Source organism: Candidatus Borrelia undatumii (assembly GCF_020882015.2).
In the GTDB taxonomy this organism is placed as follows: Bacteria; Spirochaetota; Spirochaetia; order Borreliales; family Borreliaceae; genus Borrelia.
The window spans coordinates 707,482-724,771 of sequence record NZ_CP086555.2 but is presented as its reverse complement, the minus strand read 5'-3'; the positions used below and the strand labels follow the sequence as shown (position 1 = coordinate 724,771).

Annotated in this window: 14 protein-coding genes; 4 read left to right on the top strand and 10 right to left on the bottom strand. The window is 34.9% G+C overall.

The features are described from left to right. Positions 1 to 20: 20 nt before the first annotated feature. The 5 genes from LKV13_RS03455 to LKV13_RS03435 all read right to left on the bottom strand — a co-directional run bounded on the left by LKV13_RS03455 (position 21) and on the right by LKV13_RS03435 (position 7,972). On the bottom strand, positions 21 to 1,919 hold the full coding sequence (locus LKV13_RS03455) for a methyl-accepting chemotaxis protein (RefSeq protein WP_229089393.1): 1,899 nt from the start codon (positions 1,917 to 1,919) through the stop codon (positions 21 to 23). Between the two features lie 27 nt (positions 1,920 to 1,946). Continuing rightward, a complete protein-coding gene (locus LKV13_RS03450) occupies positions 1,947 to 4,181 on the bottom strand; it encodes a methyl-accepting chemotaxis protein (RefSeq protein WP_229089391.1) in 2,235 nt (744 codons plus the stop codon). 160 nt (positions 4,182 to 4,341) lie between these two features. Next, the gene (locus tag LKV13_RS03445) at positions 4,342 to 5,268 is read right to left on the bottom strand and encodes an ABC transporter permease (protein WP_229089389.1); all 927 of its coding nucleotides are present in this window, start codon (positions 5,266 to 5,268) and stop codon (positions 4,342 to 4,344) included. Then, a complete protein-coding gene (locus LKV13_RS03440; protein ID WP_229089388.1) occupies positions 5,240 to 6,391 on the bottom strand; it encodes an ABC transporter permease in 1,152 nt (383 codons plus the stop codon). Before LKV13_RS03440 ends, LKV13_RS03445 begins: the two co-directional genes overlap by 29 nt. Further along, positions 6,392 to 7,972: an ABC transporter ATP-binding protein gene (locus LKV13_RS03435; RefSeq protein WP_229089387.1), complete on the bottom strand. Its 1,581-nt coding sequence runs from the start codon at positions 7,970 to 7,972 to the stop codon at positions 6,392 to 6,394. A gap of 219 nt (positions 7,973 to 8,191) precedes the next feature. Here LKV13_RS03435 and LKV13_RS03430 point away from each other — a divergent pair, with 219 nt between their 5' ends. Genes LKV13_RS03430 through LKV13_RS03415 form a run of 4 tightly spaced genes read left to right on the top strand, consistent with a single transcriptional unit; the run spans position 8,192 to position 11,266 of the window. Then, complete coding sequence (locus LKV13_RS03430) at positions 8,192 to 8,854, top strand: HAD family hydrolase (protein WP_229089385.1); 663 nt, start codon at positions 8,192 to 8,194, stop codon at positions 8,852 to 8,854. Beyond that, positions 8,851 to 9,714, top strand: a complete 864-nt coding sequence (locus tag LKV13_RS03425) for a hypothetical protein (RefSeq protein WP_229089383.1) — start codon at positions 8,851 to 8,853, stop codon at positions 9,712 to 9,714. Before LKV13_RS03430 ends, LKV13_RS03425 begins: the two co-directional genes overlap by 4 nt. Next, complete coding sequence (locus tag LKV13_RS03420; RefSeq protein ID WP_229089381.1) at positions 9,708 to 10,754, top strand: hypothetical protein; 1,047 nt, start codon at positions 9,708 to 9,710, stop codon at positions 10,752 to 10,754. Before LKV13_RS03425 ends, LKV13_RS03420 begins: the two co-directional genes overlap by 7 nt. After that, on the top strand, positions 10,751 to 11,266 hold the full coding sequence (locus LKV13_RS03415; protein WP_229089379.1) for a hypothetical protein: 516 nt from the start codon (positions 10,751 to 10,753) through the stop codon (positions 11,264 to 11,266). The genes LKV13_RS03420 and LKV13_RS03415 overlap by 4 nt, the downstream gene beginning before the upstream one ends. 26 nt (positions 11,267 to 11,292) lie before the next feature. Here LKV13_RS03415 and LKV13_RS03410 read toward each other — a convergent pair whose 3' ends face one another. From LKV13_RS03410 to LKV13_RS03390, 5 genes are all read right to left on the bottom strand, one after another. Continuing rightward, positions 11,293 to 11,733 carry a response regulator gene (locus LKV13_RS03410; RefSeq protein WP_229089377.1) on the bottom strand — a complete coding sequence of 147 codons (441 nt, stop codon included), beginning with the start codon at positions 11,731 to 11,733 and terminating at the stop codon, positions 11,293 to 11,295. Between the two features lie 48 nt (positions 11,734 to 11,781). Next, positions 11,782 to 12,267 carry a chemotaxis protein CheX gene (locus tag LKV13_RS03405; protein ID WP_229089376.1) on the bottom strand — a complete coding sequence of 162 codons (486 nt, stop codon included), beginning with the start codon at positions 12,265 to 12,267 and terminating at the stop codon, positions 11,782 to 11,784. A gap of 11 nt (positions 12,268 to 12,278) precedes the next feature. Beyond that, a complete protein-coding gene (locus LKV13_RS03400) occupies positions 12,279 to 13,613 on the bottom strand; it encodes a CheR family methyltransferase (RefSeq protein WP_373464044.1) in 1,335 nt (444 codons plus the stop codon). Between the two features lie 7 nt (positions 13,614 to 13,620). Next, a complete protein-coding gene (locus LKV13_RS03395; protein ID WP_229089373.1) occupies positions 13,621 to 16,197 on the bottom strand; it encodes a chemotaxis protein CheA in 2,577 nt (858 codons plus the stop codon). A gap of 64 nt (positions 16,198 to 16,261) precedes the next feature. Beyond that, the gene (locus LKV13_RS03390) at positions 16,262 to 17,290 is read right to left on the bottom strand and encodes a flagellar filament outer layer protein FlaA (protein WP_229089372.1); all 1,029 of its coding nucleotides are present in this window, start codon (positions 17,288 to 17,290) and stop codon (positions 16,262 to 16,264) included.

Sequence of the window (17,290 nt, the reverse complement as noted above, 5' to 3'; positions counted from 1 at the left end):
TAGCAGCACCAAAACAAACCCTATTTATCAACCTTAAAGTAATCAACAGATTCTTTCAAGTCTTTAACACTTTCTAGCATCTTTTCAGACATTGCTGACAATTCCTCACTACTTGATGCTGTTGTTTGTACCAATTGACTAACCTGCTCTATCGCATTCTTAAATTGTCCTATCTGATTACTCTGATTAGAACTCTCTTTAGTAATATTCTTAACAAGTCTGGCTGTCTCTTCCATGCCAGGAACAATCTGCTCAAAATTGTTGCCTGCTTTACTTGCAATAGTCAAGCTCCTGTTTGCTATATCAATAATTTCCCTAGCAGAATCTTTGCTCTGGTCGGCAAGCTTCCTAACCTCTGCGGCAACAACTTCAAAGCCCTTACCCTTCTCTCCTACCCTAGCAGCCTCAATAGAAGCATTTAAAGCAAGCAAATTAGTTTGTCTTGTTATCTCATCTATAATCCCTATCTTATCTGTAATAACCTCCATTGCTTTAATGGCTTTCACAACAGATTTATGCCCACTCTTTGTCCTTTCATTGGTATTAACAGCAATATTCTCCGTAGTAGATGCACTCTCAGTATTCTCAGAAACACCTTGAGATATTTGTTCAATGTTTGCCGTCATTTCTTCCAATGTAGAAGCTTGTTCTACCGCCCCGGAACTTAAATTTTGACTTGCATTTGCTATCTGAATTGCATTCTCATAAAGATAGTCAAGATTTTCAATAACTCCCTTTGCTATAGATGAAAAACTAGTTCTTAAAAGCTCTAGGTTCTCATATAGCCTATGAAGCTCTAAAGTTTCCCATTTTAAAGGATTATCTGTGGCAGTAAAATCTCCAGAAGCCAACCTTTCAGAATAGCTCAAAACCCCATTTAAAGAGGAACTAAGTTTAGATACAAGATAAATTGTAACCAGGCCAAGCGTCAACAAAGTCACTACAAAACCCACTCCCAAAATCAAAGTAGTCAGTCTACTCATATAGTAAAAATCATCAGAGGTAACCCGTAAAAATATTATAAAGGGTAAATGAGACAGCCGGCCTTTCAACTTTTGAGCAAGCCCAACAAACGGCCTCCCATTATTAGGATCAAAATAATGCATAACAACAAGCTCTTTATTCTTCTGAATTAAATCATCAGCCGTACCCTTAACCACATTACCATAATAAGGATTAACGGTGGTCAAATTATCACCCGGAAGCCAAGTATGATGCATGAGAAACACACCTGTCCTATCGTACACCATTGCTCTCCCGGTTCCCAATGCTCCAAAACTAATCCCTTTAAAAGAGTTATAGACATAATCGGTTGCATAAAAAAGCATGAAGTAACCAAGGATGTCACTGGTTTCATAATCCCTCAAAGGAACTCCTATCATTAAGTAAGGGATTTGACCCACCTTGTTCCTTATTTTGGAAACACCTTTAACCAAACCTTCCTCAATAGAACCAGGTTCTGCTAAAAGCACAGAGGAGTTATAAACAGAACTGGATTCCTTTAACTTAATAAAGTATTCCCTATCGGCAACAGAAATGCCATAATCACTATTATCTTTAACAGCAGTAGTAAAAACTATGGCGCCCTTCTTATCAGTTATCATCATGTTGCTACCTGTTTTAACCAACATCTCAGTCTGTTCCATAATGAATTCCATTCTCTTCGACTTGAGCGCAGAAATTGATTCAAATCTAGAAGAGGAGTTTAAGTACGTTGAATTAATTTTCACTCTCTCTTCCATTGAAGAAATATAAATTGCTAAAGAATTCCTTACATTTCCAATCAGATTCTTCATAAGATTCAGCTGTTGATCCGTCAAGTTATTACTAATCAACATTCCAAATACAAAAAACAATACAGAAATAAAAATTGATATAAGAACACTAACAAGAAGCAATATCCTAGCTCTCAGTTTCATACATTACCACCTCTTACAAAAATAATTCTAAAAGTCTGAAAAATCTTCATCAAAATTTAGTTTCTTACCGACCACATCAATAGCCTTATTCGGATCCACTCTCTTGTTAATAGACTTATCGCCTACAGTTAAGTTACCATGTACATCATCCTGCCTATCTCCCAAAGACAAACTATCATCCTTACTCAAAGAAGTAACACCCTCAGACATAAGACCGCTATCTTCCTCAGCAAAACCAAAATAGTCTTCAGAACCAGAAACATCCATATCTTTAACTTTGAAAAAAGAAACTGCACTTTTGAGCTCTTTGGACTTTTCAAGCATTTTCTCAGCCATACTTGAAAGTTCCTCACTACTTGATGCTGAAGCCTGGACAACTTCTCCAACCTGATCAAGAGCCATCTTAAACTGAGTGATCTGCTCGTCCTGGTTAGAGCTTTCATCAGAAATTTTCTTAACAAGATTAGTGGTTTCCTCTATCTCAGGCAACATATCCCTAAATATTAAACCCGCTTCCGTAGCAACTCTAGAGTTTTCTTCAACTAGCTCACCAATCTCAAGAGCAGAAATCTTGCTCAAATCTGCAAGCTTCCTGATCTCACTTGCCACAACGGCAAAACCTTTACCCTCATCCCCAGCTCTCGCAGCTTCAATTGCTGCATTTAAAGCAAGCAAATTGGTCTTCCTAGCTATTTCCTCGATAACACTGACCTTCTCAACAATATCCTGCATAGCTATAACAGATTCCTCAACAGCTTTGCCCCCTATCTGTGAATTCTCATTAGTCTTTAAGGCAATTTGCTCCGTTTGACGAGAATTATTGGCACTCATTTTGACCCCAGCAGATATCTGTTCAATGTTTGCTGACATCTCTTCGAGCGTTGAAGCCTGTTGTAGTGCACTAGAACTTAAATTTTGACTCGAATTGGCAACCTCAACACTTGCCTTATTAACATAACTAATGTTGCGAAGAACACTCCTAATGGCACCTGCGATATTATCCCTCATTTTAACAATTTGCATACCCAAAGAAGCAAGCTCATCAGAATATTTCTCATCAAGATTATGTTCTTTATTCAAATTCCCCTGAACTATCTCACCTACTAAATTTCTAATCAAATCCAGTCTGTGACTAATAATTACATCTATCCTCATAGCCAAAACAGCTACTATTGCAACAATACCCAAAATAGAAGCTATAACAAATCTTAAAGACAAACTTTCAATAACGCCATAAATATCCTCATATGGAATTCTTGCAAGCAAAAGCCCACTTTCCTCTCCAAGCTTACTGTCAATCGGCAACATAGCATAATAATTATCCAATCCCATCTCTGGAAAGTAAGTCCTCTCAATCTCGTAAACTGGAACCTCAGTTGCCACAACGGCTGGCCTTGGGGGCTTAGACAAAGAGCTCTTTATAGCGCTAATAAACCGAGAGCTCATCTTCGAGCCCTCATTGTACTCCATTAAGGGGTTAACACCATGATTACTTGGGTCTAGGTAAAGTAAATTTCCCCTATTGTAAAAACCAAATCTAGATCTATCCAAAATATTACTTATAACATCGTTAACTAAATAACCCACCAAATAACCAAGAACCACTTTATCCTCCGCTGAGTATACAGGAACCACCACTGCAAAAGCCCTTTTCTCATTTTGACGAGACCTTAAGGCCACCTCCCCCGCTATACCCTCAGTAAGACCTGTATACCAACCAACAAAATTCAACTTATCCCTTTTATAACCTTCTAAAGTTCTTTTAAAATATCTGGTTCCCGACTCAGATTGTCCAAAGTCCATATTATTTTCATGTCTTGTAGTAACAATTACCCTCCCCTCAAAGTCAAGAAATGCAAATTCCTCATAAACGGTATCTATCTTCAAATCCGCCAACGTCCTATACACCCGCTCACGGTATCTCTTATTTAACTTAACAGTATCAAGCACTACTTTAGAATAATCCCTCATTTTAACTATCTCGGCTCCCGAAAAAACACGACCACCATTTTTCAAAAAAGAATACTCATAAAGAGCATCAAGGGCTAGGGTAGATCCCGTACCATCGACAATAATGTAAAATGTGTCCAACAAAGCTTGAATAGCAAAGGCAGCTCTTCTAACTTGACCCCTTGTAAGTTGCTTGTAATAGCTTTCAACGTAATTACCCAAAACAAATTTAAAAATCCAAGAAAAGAACAGTATAATCACCACCAGAAACACGAATAAAAATCCCACAAACTTGTATTTAATTTTCAACATAAAACTACCTCGCAAAACAACCGGTTATTTAATAACTTTAACAAACTTAAGATCAACAGACACCATCCATAACTCTAGATCAAAAAATATAATTCCCAAATAAACCTTAAATAATTTCAACAGCGTTTCAAAAAGGATTCAAATCAATGCAATAATAAAATTAATCTCGTTTGTAAGGCAAACCTAAAGACCTAGGAGCGTAATTCTTTTTTGAAAAAAACATAAGACTTAAAATCACAACAACATAAGGCAATATGATCAATAATTTAGGAGGTATAATTGAGGGGAAAAAAGAAACCTGAGACATTAGAACGACTAAAGTTCTTACAAAAGAAAATAAAAAACTACCCATTAAAATGCCAAAAGGCTGCCACTTCCCAAAAATTAGCATAACAATAGCCATAAAACCTTGCCCACCAATAATTCCTTGCATATAGCTTGATGTAATTACAGTAGAAATCACAGCTCCCGAAACTCCAGCAAACAAGCCGCTTAAAAGTACGCAAAAAACCCTAATCATAACCACATTTACCCCAAGGGATTCTAAAACCTCTGGATCTTCACCGCTAGCTTTAATCCTGAGTCCAATTTTAGTACGTTCAAATACAATATGAAAAATAACAACACACATCATTGCCACATAAAGTGAATATCTTTTCCCAAAAATTTGAAACATAAGAGATTTTTTATCTAAAATTCCATCAAAAAGTATGGGCAACTTAGTGTCTATCGGAGGGGTTGAGGAAGAACCAAAAATAAAAACACCAAACAACATAGCAATGGCTGGTCCTAAAAAATTAATAGCCATTCCAGTTATTATCTGATTCGATTTAAGAAAAATGGTAAAAACCATATGAAGACTTGAAAGAATAATTCCAGAAAACCCTCCAACAAAAATTGCAATTAATGGATAGCCATAAAAATATGCGACCGTAGCACCAACAAATGCACCAAGAGCCATTGTTCCCTCAAGGCCAACATTTATTATTCCACTTTTCTCACTTATAAGCCCCCCCAACCCTGCTAAAATTAAAGCCTGAGAATTCACTAAAGTTTCACTAATTAGAAATACTATCGCGCCCAACACCCTTTATACCCTCCAAAACCATCTTATTTAAAAAATGACTAGCAGAAATTACAAGTACTACTATTCCTACCATCAAAGATACAATCGAGGAAGATAGCCCCATTAAACTCTGAACCCTACTACTCCCATAAAGCAAAATCGAGAATAAAATACTTGAAAATATTATTCCAATTGGTGAATTATTTGCCATTAAAGACACAGCTATCCCATTAAGACCAGTCCCTTCCATGTAAGAGAGCTTAAATATTGCCTTATTGACACCCATAACTTGCACAGCTCCCGCAAGCCCTGAAAGGGCTCCTGCAAGGAACATAGAAAATAGCAAAACTTTTCTAATGTCAATCCCTACACGATAAGACGCCTCTATATTATGACCTACAGAGCTAATCTTAAATCCAAGTATTGTCTTACTTAATAAAATCCATATTAAAATGGCAAAAAAAATTCCAATGATTATCCCAAAATTAAGAGGAGCTTTTAGCAAATCATTAATAAATGGGTTCTCAGCTCTATAAGCAAGTCCCTCAGGTGACAACTTCCAAGAACCAAAAAAATCAATAAAAGCACTCTCTCTGATTGACCTAGATAAATCACTATTTTCTTTCTTGATGAAAGATAAATCTAAAATTATGTTATTCATATGAAATATGATCCAATTAAACATAATTCCCGAAATTACTTCACTTATATTAAATTTAACCTTCAAATATCCAATTAAAATTCCCAAACTCCCTGAGACAACGAAAGATACAAGAAAAACACAAATCACATGCAACAAAGGAGGCAATTCTAAAAAAACCCCAGCTATTAAAGCTACAATTGAACCAAGTATAAATTGACTTTCAACTCCAATATTAAAAAGTCCCGCTTTTAAAGCAATGCCCACAGAAAGACCCGTAAAAACCAACGGAGTCGCATAACTTAAAATGTAACCTAAATGTTTAGGAGAAGAAAACATAATTTCTATTATTATGTAATACATTCTAAAGGGGGAATAACCAAGAAAAGATACCACTAAACCAAGAACCAAAAATCCCAAACACAATGCAAGAAAGTTAATAAAAGCTGGCGTATTTAAAAATTTCAGTGCTACCTTCTTGCACTTACAGCTACCAAATTCCATCTAGACCATACCACCCGTCATCATTTTACCAATAACATTAACATCGAAATTGTCCTCCAAAATACCCACAATTTGCCCATCATACATCACAGCTATTCTATCACAAACACTCATAAGTTCTTCAAGCTCAAGAGAGACAAGAAGAACGGCCGTCCCTGCATCTCTTTGCTCCAATATCTTCTTATAAATGTTTTCAACTGCGCCAATATCAAGTCCTCTTGTGGGTTGCACCGCCAGGAGAACCTCAGGCTCCAAATTGATCTCACGAGCAACAATTACTTTTTGCTGATTACCTCCAGATAAATTTTTAACTTTACATAAAATGTCTCTTGGCCTAATATCAAACGAATTCGTAAGTTGTCTACTTACTCTTTTAAGAAAACCTAAATTAAATCCAACAAACTGTTTTTTAATGGTATCTAATATCTTAAAACTTAAGCCACCACTCTTGCTTTTATTTTTAATGTTTAAATACTTAACATCATCAAAGCTCTTAATCCCAATATTTTGCAAAACATTGAAGTCCAAAATAAGACCGTGTTTTTGTCTATCAGATGGAATATTGCCAATTTTTCTGTCTATTATTTGCTTTACACTAAGTCCCTTTATAGATTCAAGATCACCACCCGTCTTCTTAAATATATCCCCACTATATATTTCTCTTACACCAAGAATCGCTTCAACTAATTCCTCCTGCCCACTCCCTTCAATCCCAGCTATCCCCAAAATTTCACTATCTCTAATATTGAAACTAACATTTCTAACCTTAAGTAAACCCCGCTCATCTTTAACATTTAAATCCTTAATCTCAAGAACATTTGCACTGTTAACACACTGTCTTCTAGATACATCAAAAACCGTTTCCTTGCCTATCATTAACCTGGTAAGGAATTTTTCATCAACTTCAGAAACATCAAAAGTTCCCATAACCGTCCCAAGACGCATAATTGTACACCTTTGCGCCACAGCCTTTATTTCCCTTATTTTATGTGTAATAAGTATCACAGTATGTCCCTCTGAAACCAACATTTTTAAAATCTTCATAAATTCATCAATTTCACTCGGAGCAAGTACTGCCGTAGGCTCGTCAAAAATAATAATGTCCGCATTCCTATATAAAACCTTGATTATCTCTATTTTTTGCCCCATTCCAACACTCAAGTCTTGAACCTGCTTGTCAGTATCTATTTCCAAGCCATATTTTTCAGAAATACTGAGTATCTTCTTTAATGCTTTTCGATAGTTAATAAACCCAAACACTGAATCCTCATATCCTAAAATGATGTTCTGTACAGCTGTAAACTTTGGTATTAACATAAAATGTTGAAAAACCATCCCAATACCGTTACGAATAGACTCACTTGAATCTTTAAGTTTTAATTCCCTTCCCCTTAAAAAAATTCGCCCACTAGTAGGCCTATGCACCCCATAAATGGTTTTCATTAAAGTGGTTTTGCCGGCACCATTCTCACCAAGAATTGCATGTATCTCACCTCTTTTAAAATTTATAGAGACTTCATCGTTAGCTACAAAATCTCCATACCGCTTAGTTACCCTGTCCAAAATTAGCACATCTTGCACAAACTAAAACCTATCCTGAAAATAAACAAGAGAGAAATACTGCTCAATCATAACTATTACAAGATATAATAAAACTTAAATAGGAACATTGGCAAGAACATTGAGAAAAAATTAAAAGACAACTTAAAATGTTTCAAATCGTGAAATAGAATTAATGAAAGACAAGAAATAATGATAAAATGGGAGCGTGGTACGCAACTAATTTTGAGGGATTAAATCATGGGAATAAGGGCTTGCATTTTTGACATGGACGGGACTTTAGTAAACAGTATTAAAGATATTGCGTTTTCGATGAATTCTGCGTTAAAAAATTTAGGTTACAAAGAAATCAAAGCAGAAAAATTTAGTAGCTTTGTTGGAAGAGGATTCGATAAATTCGTAGAGAAAACCCTAGACTATCTTAGTATTAACTTTAATGACAAAAGCCTTAAGTATGATCTTTATAAAGAATTTGTAAGAGAATATAATCAAAATCTTTCCTCTCAGACAAGAGCATACGACGGCATACCGGAACTTCTGGCAGAACTCAACAAGCTTAATATTCCTATTGGAATTTTAAGCAATAAAAACCATGAAGAACTCCTAGCATTAACAAAGAATATGTTTGGGGATATAAAATTTTTTGAAATTAGAGGCTACTCTTCAAGGTTTGAAGCAAAACCAGATCCTGCAAACGCCCTTGATATGATAGTAGAGCTTAATGTAAAAGCTGAAGAGGTCGCATATATAGGAGACAGTGATGTTGACATGATAACTGCTAGAAATGCTGGGTTTTTGCCAATTGGAGTTTCATGGGGGTTTAGAACAATAGAGGAATTGAAAGCAAATGGAGCAAAATACATCATAAACGCACCCTTTGAACTTTTGAGCATAATAAAATGAATACAAAGATGTATTTTCCTCACTTGTATCACTACTTATTCAATCATGAGCACATAAAGAGCCTTTCCGTCTTTGAAAAAGAAGTCGAGATAATTAAGTATTTGGAAGAAAATAGTAGAACTATTTCAACGTTTATAGATGAAAATTTTAAATCCGATATTAACTTGCTCATTAAATACGTTAAAGAAAAAACAGATACGATAGTTACTCCCCTGGTTTTGTCAAGCATTGAATCCATTGATTTCAACATTATAAGAGAACTTTTTGGAAAAGAATTTGGTAAAAATGATTTGGAATCAACATTCCACTGCATAAAAAATAATTCATGTCTCAGAAAAGAATTTTTATACAATTTTAATGCTATAAGTAGTGGTCTTATCACATTTTACATAAATAAACTTTTTGAAGACAAAAATTCTTACACAATACATCTAATTAAAAAAGAAAATAATCTTCTTGATTCCTCAAAAATTATAAAAAACTACATAAAAGTTTTACTCTTATTAAGAGCTTTAATAATTAAGATTTGCTTTAAGAAGGCTATAGACTTGAGTTCGAACAATATCAAGGATATAGTGAGCTTGGTAAGCCTAGAAGTTGATTTTTTGGACGAAAATACGGCTAACCTAGTAACTCAAAGCCTATTTAAGTATGAGAACTTGGGCAATATGTCACCAGTTGCGACATTAGTATCCATTTTTTCAAATAGAACAAGAATTCCAAACATTAAAAACAATAAAACAAAAGGGTTTTTAGGATATGATGAAAGCTGGTTCTCAATAAAACAATCAAGCTCAAGGGATTATGATCCAAGAGTTATTAAAGAACTTCTAGAAATAGCTAGGAAAAATAAATGGTGAAGATATTTGCAAATGTTTTAAAAGCTACTTTGATTGTCTCACTACTTGCATTCTTAATAGAAGAGTTGTCAATAGTACTCTTCCTACCCTATAAAATCCGATTTGGTCTTATATCCATCGGATTCTTGTTCGATTTGATTTTTATATTAATTTTTTTATGTAAAATTTCAAAGGCCTACTTTTCACGAAAACTACAGGTATATGTAAGGAATAACTTATTTTTTGATATATTTCATTGCTTAATTCCTCTTATATTCTACAGTTTGAGTCAAATTGAAAATATAATTGACCCCCATGAAACTATCTTAAATCCAATCATACTTTCTCTTTTTAAATTAAGATTTCTAAGGCTCCTTAGATTCAATGATTTAATGATTGAAATTTACTATAACGAAAAAGAAAAAAATCTAATAATAATAGCATTCGCTAGAACATTTTCAATAAGTCTTCTAATTCCATTCATATTTTTTATAATATTTTCAAGTTTAAGCTTTGCAAATACAATTCCAGAAAAACAAGAATTTAATATCATAAAGAACATCTCGATAACAACTGAGAAAAATTATATAAAAGAAAAATATCCCTTTATATTAATGATTAAGGATATGGAAAATACAATATATTCCAAATCCAACGACATGTTCCTTTACTATAGCCCCAGTGAATATAAAATTATTGAAATGGATCAAACAAAATTTTATATAGATAAGTATTTACAAAGAAAAAATGATTCCATTCTTGGAATATTTTTATTTTCTCTCTTTATCTCGTTTGCCGTTTTTTTAATGAATTTTTACAAATTCTTCAAGGCAAGCTTTCTAAATCCAATCATACTGATGCAAAAAGTATTACAAGACCCAATTGAATATAGAAAAATTCAAATCCCATTTCTGTTCAGCGAAGAAAAGATATATGAGCTGGCAAAAAAATTTAACAACATTTTGCTAAAAGACAAGCTAAGTACAAAAAGAAGGACTAGAATACCCCTAGAAATAGAGAAAGTTAAAAAAATAATGAATATTAACAGAGAACAGACATGATAAGAAGGATATTTCTCTTACTGCTTGCTAATATTCAAATAATTAATGCACGATTAATAACAACTTCAATTGAAATGCGATCCTCTGAGAGGATGAGAGAATATTCCGCTTTTAATTTAATTTCGGAAGAAGAATACTACCTCAAATATCCTAAAGATCAAAATGAAGTGCAAGCGTACGAATTAACAGAAAGTTTTGTAAAAAGCATCATGGAGAACAGAATTAACTATGCCAAGCTAACTCCAACCCACAGAGAAATCAATAAATACCTGCTTAAAAGCGAAATTGTTGACAAAAGCTTCTCCAAATATAAAATATTTAAAATCAAACCCATAGACACTGCTTTCAAAAGCACGGCACTGCTCTACACGAAAAGGGGTTTCTATAAAACTGAATTATACATAGGAAACAATAAGGAAGACAAATTGGAAATCTTTAACCTAAACATAACCTACTCCACCAAAGCCATGGGCGAGATAAAAAACGACATGATTTTCTATAAAGCGAACTAAAATTCTGTATTTCTCAACCAAACAAATTATTTAACAAATACAGACATAACTCTCTGGAGAACTTTAGTTCTATCGAGAGGCTTCACAATAAACGTCTTCGCACCCTTAATTAAACAATCCTTAACCAACTGCTCTTTGCCCAATGCAGAAATCATTATCACTCTAGCATTCTTATCAAATTCCATAATACTAGAAAGACAAGTTATCCCATCCATCTTAGGCATAGTAATGTCAAGAGTAACAATATCAACATTAGGATAATGATTCTTATACTTAATCACAGCCTCTTCGCCATCAGCAGCGGTATCAATAACATTAAACCCTTCAGAAGTAAAAATTTGAGTAAGCTGCTTGACGGTAAAAACCGAATCATCAACAATCAAAACATTAAAAGGAATCCCAGTATCATAGTTAATGCCCTTTGGTTTAACCGAAGAATCCATAGAAATAGTAGTCTTTTGGATCATATCAAACCCTCTCTTCTAGTAATAAATAAGTTTAACTCTGTAATCATATCAAACCCTCTCTCTTATTGCAATATTAACTTCTATAATTTTGCCGTCTGGCAAGGTAAAAGGCACAATCAAAGCCTCAGAACCTTTATTGCTTATTTTAATATTCTCCCCATAAATAAAGGCCGGTGGAGTTATATCGAATATGAACCCCTTAGCATGCAGCGTAGTAACAAAATTGCCGGCAATAATATTGCCAACCTCAGTAAGAGTAGCAGCAACCATCTCCTTAGTCTCTTCATCCTCAAAATCAACATACTCCTCAAAATTCAACTTAGAAGCAACAAAAAGAGCTGTACTAACATCCATATCAATGGCAATACTACCCTCAACAGACCCCGCAAGTCCTACAATTACAGAAACCCCTTTTATTTTCTGATTGATTGATTTAAGCCCTGGACTTCCCATCTTGATATCTTCAACAAGTAACATATCTCTTAAAACCGAAGAAGCAGCATCCAAAAATGGCTCTATGTAATCTATTCTCATTCGTTTCTCCTTTAGACCTTTTTATACAAGTTAAAATGTTCCACAGATCTATCCTTTACAAAAATATCATTATTCTTAAGCTCCTCATTATCTCCCAAAATCAAAAGAGCCCCACTAACGGTCTTTTTTGCAATTGTATCCAAAATCAAAGCTTGCTCCTCGCTCTTCAAAAAACATAAAACATCCCTTAAGAAAACAATCCCCAAATCCTCAGGAAACTCCGACAAAATGGCATCCGAGTACTCAAACAAAATATTATCCATAATCTCTGCCTTAAACTTGTAAATCCCTTGGCTTTGTTCAAATGAATTCTTTCTATAAATCCCGCTCAAACTAATCTCAGATTCCGAGAAAACCAAACCAGAGGTACCAATCACCCTAGTCAAATCATTATCAATGGCTATCACTCTAAACAGTTTTTTACAAGATTCACACAAGGCATTCACAAAAGATACTGTCTCCTTTCCATCTCCACACCCAACCTCAAAAACATTTAAAATAGAACCAACACCGCCAATGCCATTAACATGCCTCCCAATAACCTCATCCTGAAACTCCCTTAAATACTCACCATCCCACAAGCACCCCGATGACCTTGAATAAAACTCACCCAAAAAACGCCCGTAAGACCCATCATTAACATTGATTAAATCCAATTTTATCCCAACTTCTCTTAAAAACTCATCATTTACCAAAGACGTGTTGAAAGAATATTGAAAAAGATTATCCCCAATGCTCTTCAGCACCTCTGCAGAATCATTAGATGGCGCATTAAGCTCAGTCAGATTCTGCTCTGCAGAAGGCAAATCAATATTTGTGTCATTTTTTAATAAACCCTCATCCTCCCCCTCCTCGTAACTAAAAACCTTATCTATATCAAGAAGTATGTACAACTTACCCTCATGCTCAACTACTCCCTTTATGTACTTTATAAGCGTATCCTGAGCTAAAACGGGATGAGGATCTTGTATCAAAGAAGAGTCAATTGAGAAAACATTATTAACCCTGTCAACAATAATGCCAATTAATAAATCTTCATTCCTGAGCACCATGATATCCTCAAGTTCCTTTTCACTAGTCTTTAAATTAAACATTATTCTTAAATCAATAATAGATATTATTTCTCCTCTCAAATTATCAAGCCCAACCACGTACCTCCTAGCATTTGGGACATACGTAAAATTACTAGATTTCCTTATTTCTTTGACTTTCATAATATCTATTAAGTAATTATCATCACCAATATTAAAAGACACTACTTTAAAATCCAAGTTAATAAAATTAGACTCTCTAACCTTATACCCACCCAACTCGTCATCTCCCAAATGAATCTCTTTTATGTCCATCATAAGTCTATCCCTTCATATCCCTCAGCTCAAAAAGCCTAAAAACATCAATAATTAAAACAACCTTACCATCTCCAAGTGTAGTAGCCCCAACTATCCCAGGGCTTGAAGCATACCTATCCTTAATAGGCTTTACAACAAAATCCTCTTCTCCAAGAATGAAATCTACAACTATTCCCGCTTTTTTGTCATCAACGTTAATAACTATTAAAAATTTCTCGGATAAGTCCTCACGACTCTCTATATTAAAGAGCTTATCAAGTCTAAGCACGGATACAATTTCTTCCCTTAAATTGTAAACTTCGTGTTCATTTTCAAGCAGTTTGACGTTTTCTTCGCTAATCCTGTGCGTCTCAAGGACACTATTTAAAGGAATAACATAAATTTCACTTCCTGATTTCACAAGAAGCCCTTGAACAATTACCAATGTTAAGGGTAACTTGATTTTAAAAGTTGTACCAACATCAATTTTTGAATCTATTAAAATGGTTCCATTTAACTTTTCAATACTCTTTCTTACAACATCAAGGCCTACTCCTCTACCAGAAACATCTGTAATCCGACTAGCCGTTGAAAATCCAGGAGAAAAAATCAAGTTAAGAACCTCGCTCTCGGAAAGAAGCTCATCCTTTTTAATTATCCCCTTTTCAATTGATTTTTGTCTAATAATATTTGGGTCTATCCCCTTTCCATCATCTACAATGTCTATTGATATTATATTGCCTTCATTCCTAGCACGCAAAAGTATATGACCAACCCTATCCTTACCCTTCCTAAGTCTCTCATCAGCAGTTTCAAGCCCATGATCCATAGAGTTTCTAACACAGTGCATCAAAGGTTCTACAAGATCATCTATAACGGATTTATCGACCTCAGTATCCCCCCCTTCAGTATCAAGCTCTACAACCTTTCCCAATTTCCTTGATAAATCCCTTACAACTCTCGAAAATCTCGAAAAAATACCAGAAACTGGCAACATTCTTGTCCTTAAAACACTCTCATGCAATTCAGTAATTATCCTTGAAAGTCTACCGGAAGCAAATTTTGAATCTTGAAGAATTTTAAGGAAAGAATCCCTTAATTCCCCCATATCATGTAAAGTTCTCTCAATTTTATGGTTCATCAAATTTTTTATTTGAGTTTCAACATCATTTTCCAACTCCAATCCCATATCTTTAAAAACAACTTTCAAATCTATTAAAAAATTCCTCTGAAAACTCTCTTGATAATCATAAAAATAATTAAAACTGTAAAGCAAAGATGCCATATCGGAATTTATTTGATTATAAGCCGACTTATTTATAACAGCCTCACTTACGAGATTTAATATAGAATCTATCCTTTTGCTATCAATCCTAATCAAATTTACGTTTAAAGGAGCTCCCCTCTTAAAATGCTTAACAGCTACATCTTCATCGCCTTCCGCATCCAAAACCAGGCCCTTAGCACTTTCTAGGACTACCTCTTTAATCTCAAAACTAACAATAACATCTTCTAAATTTACCTTTCTAGCAATGCTATCCGTTGAAGTATTTGCTACTAAATAATATACAACCACATCAAAAAATTTATCCGCCAATAAATCAACATCGTCAGGAATAGACTTATAAACCTCTCCCAAGCTTTTCAATGCTTGCATCATCTGTATTCCAGAGATTGTAGCCATAGGGTTATCCCTGTTAAAATTCAATTTCACTTCAAACAACTTAGCATCCCCAATACGATCTCTTAAGGTTACAAGCTCATCGCCGGAAAGCTGCACTTCATCTTTAGATACAATACCAGACCCAGCAATATTTCTTCTCTCCCTTGTCTCTGCTTCTTCCAACTCATTATCAACGTCAAGCTCCTCAATCTTGTAACTTAAAACGACATCGGATATATTTATTTTCCTCTCAACATTATCGGTATCTGAATATATCAGATAATAATCCACCCTGGGCAAATATTCATCGGCAACAATTTGCTCATAACTGGGAACAGTATGAAGTATTGGTGCCAAATCTTTTAAAGCTTGAAACATTTGTATGCCAGAGATTGTAGCCATAGGATTATCCTCGTTAAAATTGATAACAACTCTTAAAACCTTCTGGCCGGGTCCTAAGCTTTCTCGTATGTCATGAAGGTCAAAAGACGAAAGCAAAAATCCATCATCACTAGCCCCCTTTAAAGGCATCATAGATGTTTTTTGATCACTCTTGCCCAAAAACCCCATTAACTTTCCTTTAAGTTCACTTACATCCTCTAGATAAACATTTCCATTAAGGCGTGCATCCAGCATACCCTTCACAACATCAAGTGAATTTAAAAGCAAATCAACAAGATTACGACAAATTTTCAGCCCATTGCCTCTAATAGCATCAAACACATCCTCGACAACATGAGTAAATTCTGAAAGTTCCATCATATCAACCGAGGCCGAACTACCCTTAAGAGTATGCGCTGCCCTAAATATCTCATCAATAGTCCCAGCATTATCAGGGTCATCTTCCAATGACATAATATTCTCTTCAAGGGTATCTACAAGATTTTGAGCCTCCTCAAAAAAAATACCCAACAGCTCCTCATTCTCTGCATCTAGCATCAGTCTATTTTCCCCATCTTAAGATTAATAGGGCTAATTCAAGATTAGCCCTCCATAATCAAATTTATCTTGCTTGTGTGCCTGCCTCAGGCTTTTTATTATCTTTTTCTAAAAAATCTTGGAAAGAACCTTCTGGCATTGACACATTTTCCCTAATTCTTAAAACCCTTTTAAAAGTCTCCTGTGCTTTTAACTTCCGAAGAGACTCTGCACCCTGTTCCTCATAAACCTTAAAAACAGCCTCATTATCAATATCGGAGTCAAGTGAAACATTCAACTTATCATAAAGAACCCTTACATCTTTAACATAAAAAATAAAATTCTGATTCCTTGAACTATGTGACTTTGATACCCTAAAGGCCTTGAATCTCATTTTACTTGAGGCAATAGGATAATTTGGAACATCATCCCTAACTATTCTAGAGTTTATATTTGGAATATAGGTAGGATTTGACCACACCAAGTCAGCCCAACCCTTAAATTTCAAAGTCCCCAAAGGATAGGCATATTCCATACCGCTCATATCTTCAAATAAAACTTCAAGATCCACTTCGTAACCCAAGCTATATACGGTTACCTTAACTTCTTTCATAGTCTTAACGTTGTCAATAACCCCCTTACCTAAAAATTGATTTCCATCCTCCCCAGAGTAAAAGGGAATCTTAAATGGAGGTAAAACCATGGCAGAAGACTGAGAATAACTAGGAAATAAAACTCTAACTCCCAATACAGTATCACCTGAATATCTCCTAGAATCACTCTTAACAACAGCTGGTGCCACAAGAGAGTTTCTCACATAAGCCTGCATTCTTGCAGAAGGAGCCAAAAGAACGCTCCAATTACTTATTCCGAGGTCTACAACCATATCCTCCGGTTTAACAATGCCTGAAGCCCCAGAATAAACATAATCAACATAGTTTGAAAGATCTAGCTTGGTTGAACTTGGATCTTTTTCAAGTTCTGTAAAGTCAAGAACCAAAACACCAGGCTCACTCCCCTGACGATCTCCTGCCTCAAAGGTAGCCTCCTGTCCAAAAACAGAACCGAAAAGCAAAAAAAACAATAAAACAAAAACAAATCTTAATTTTGTCAT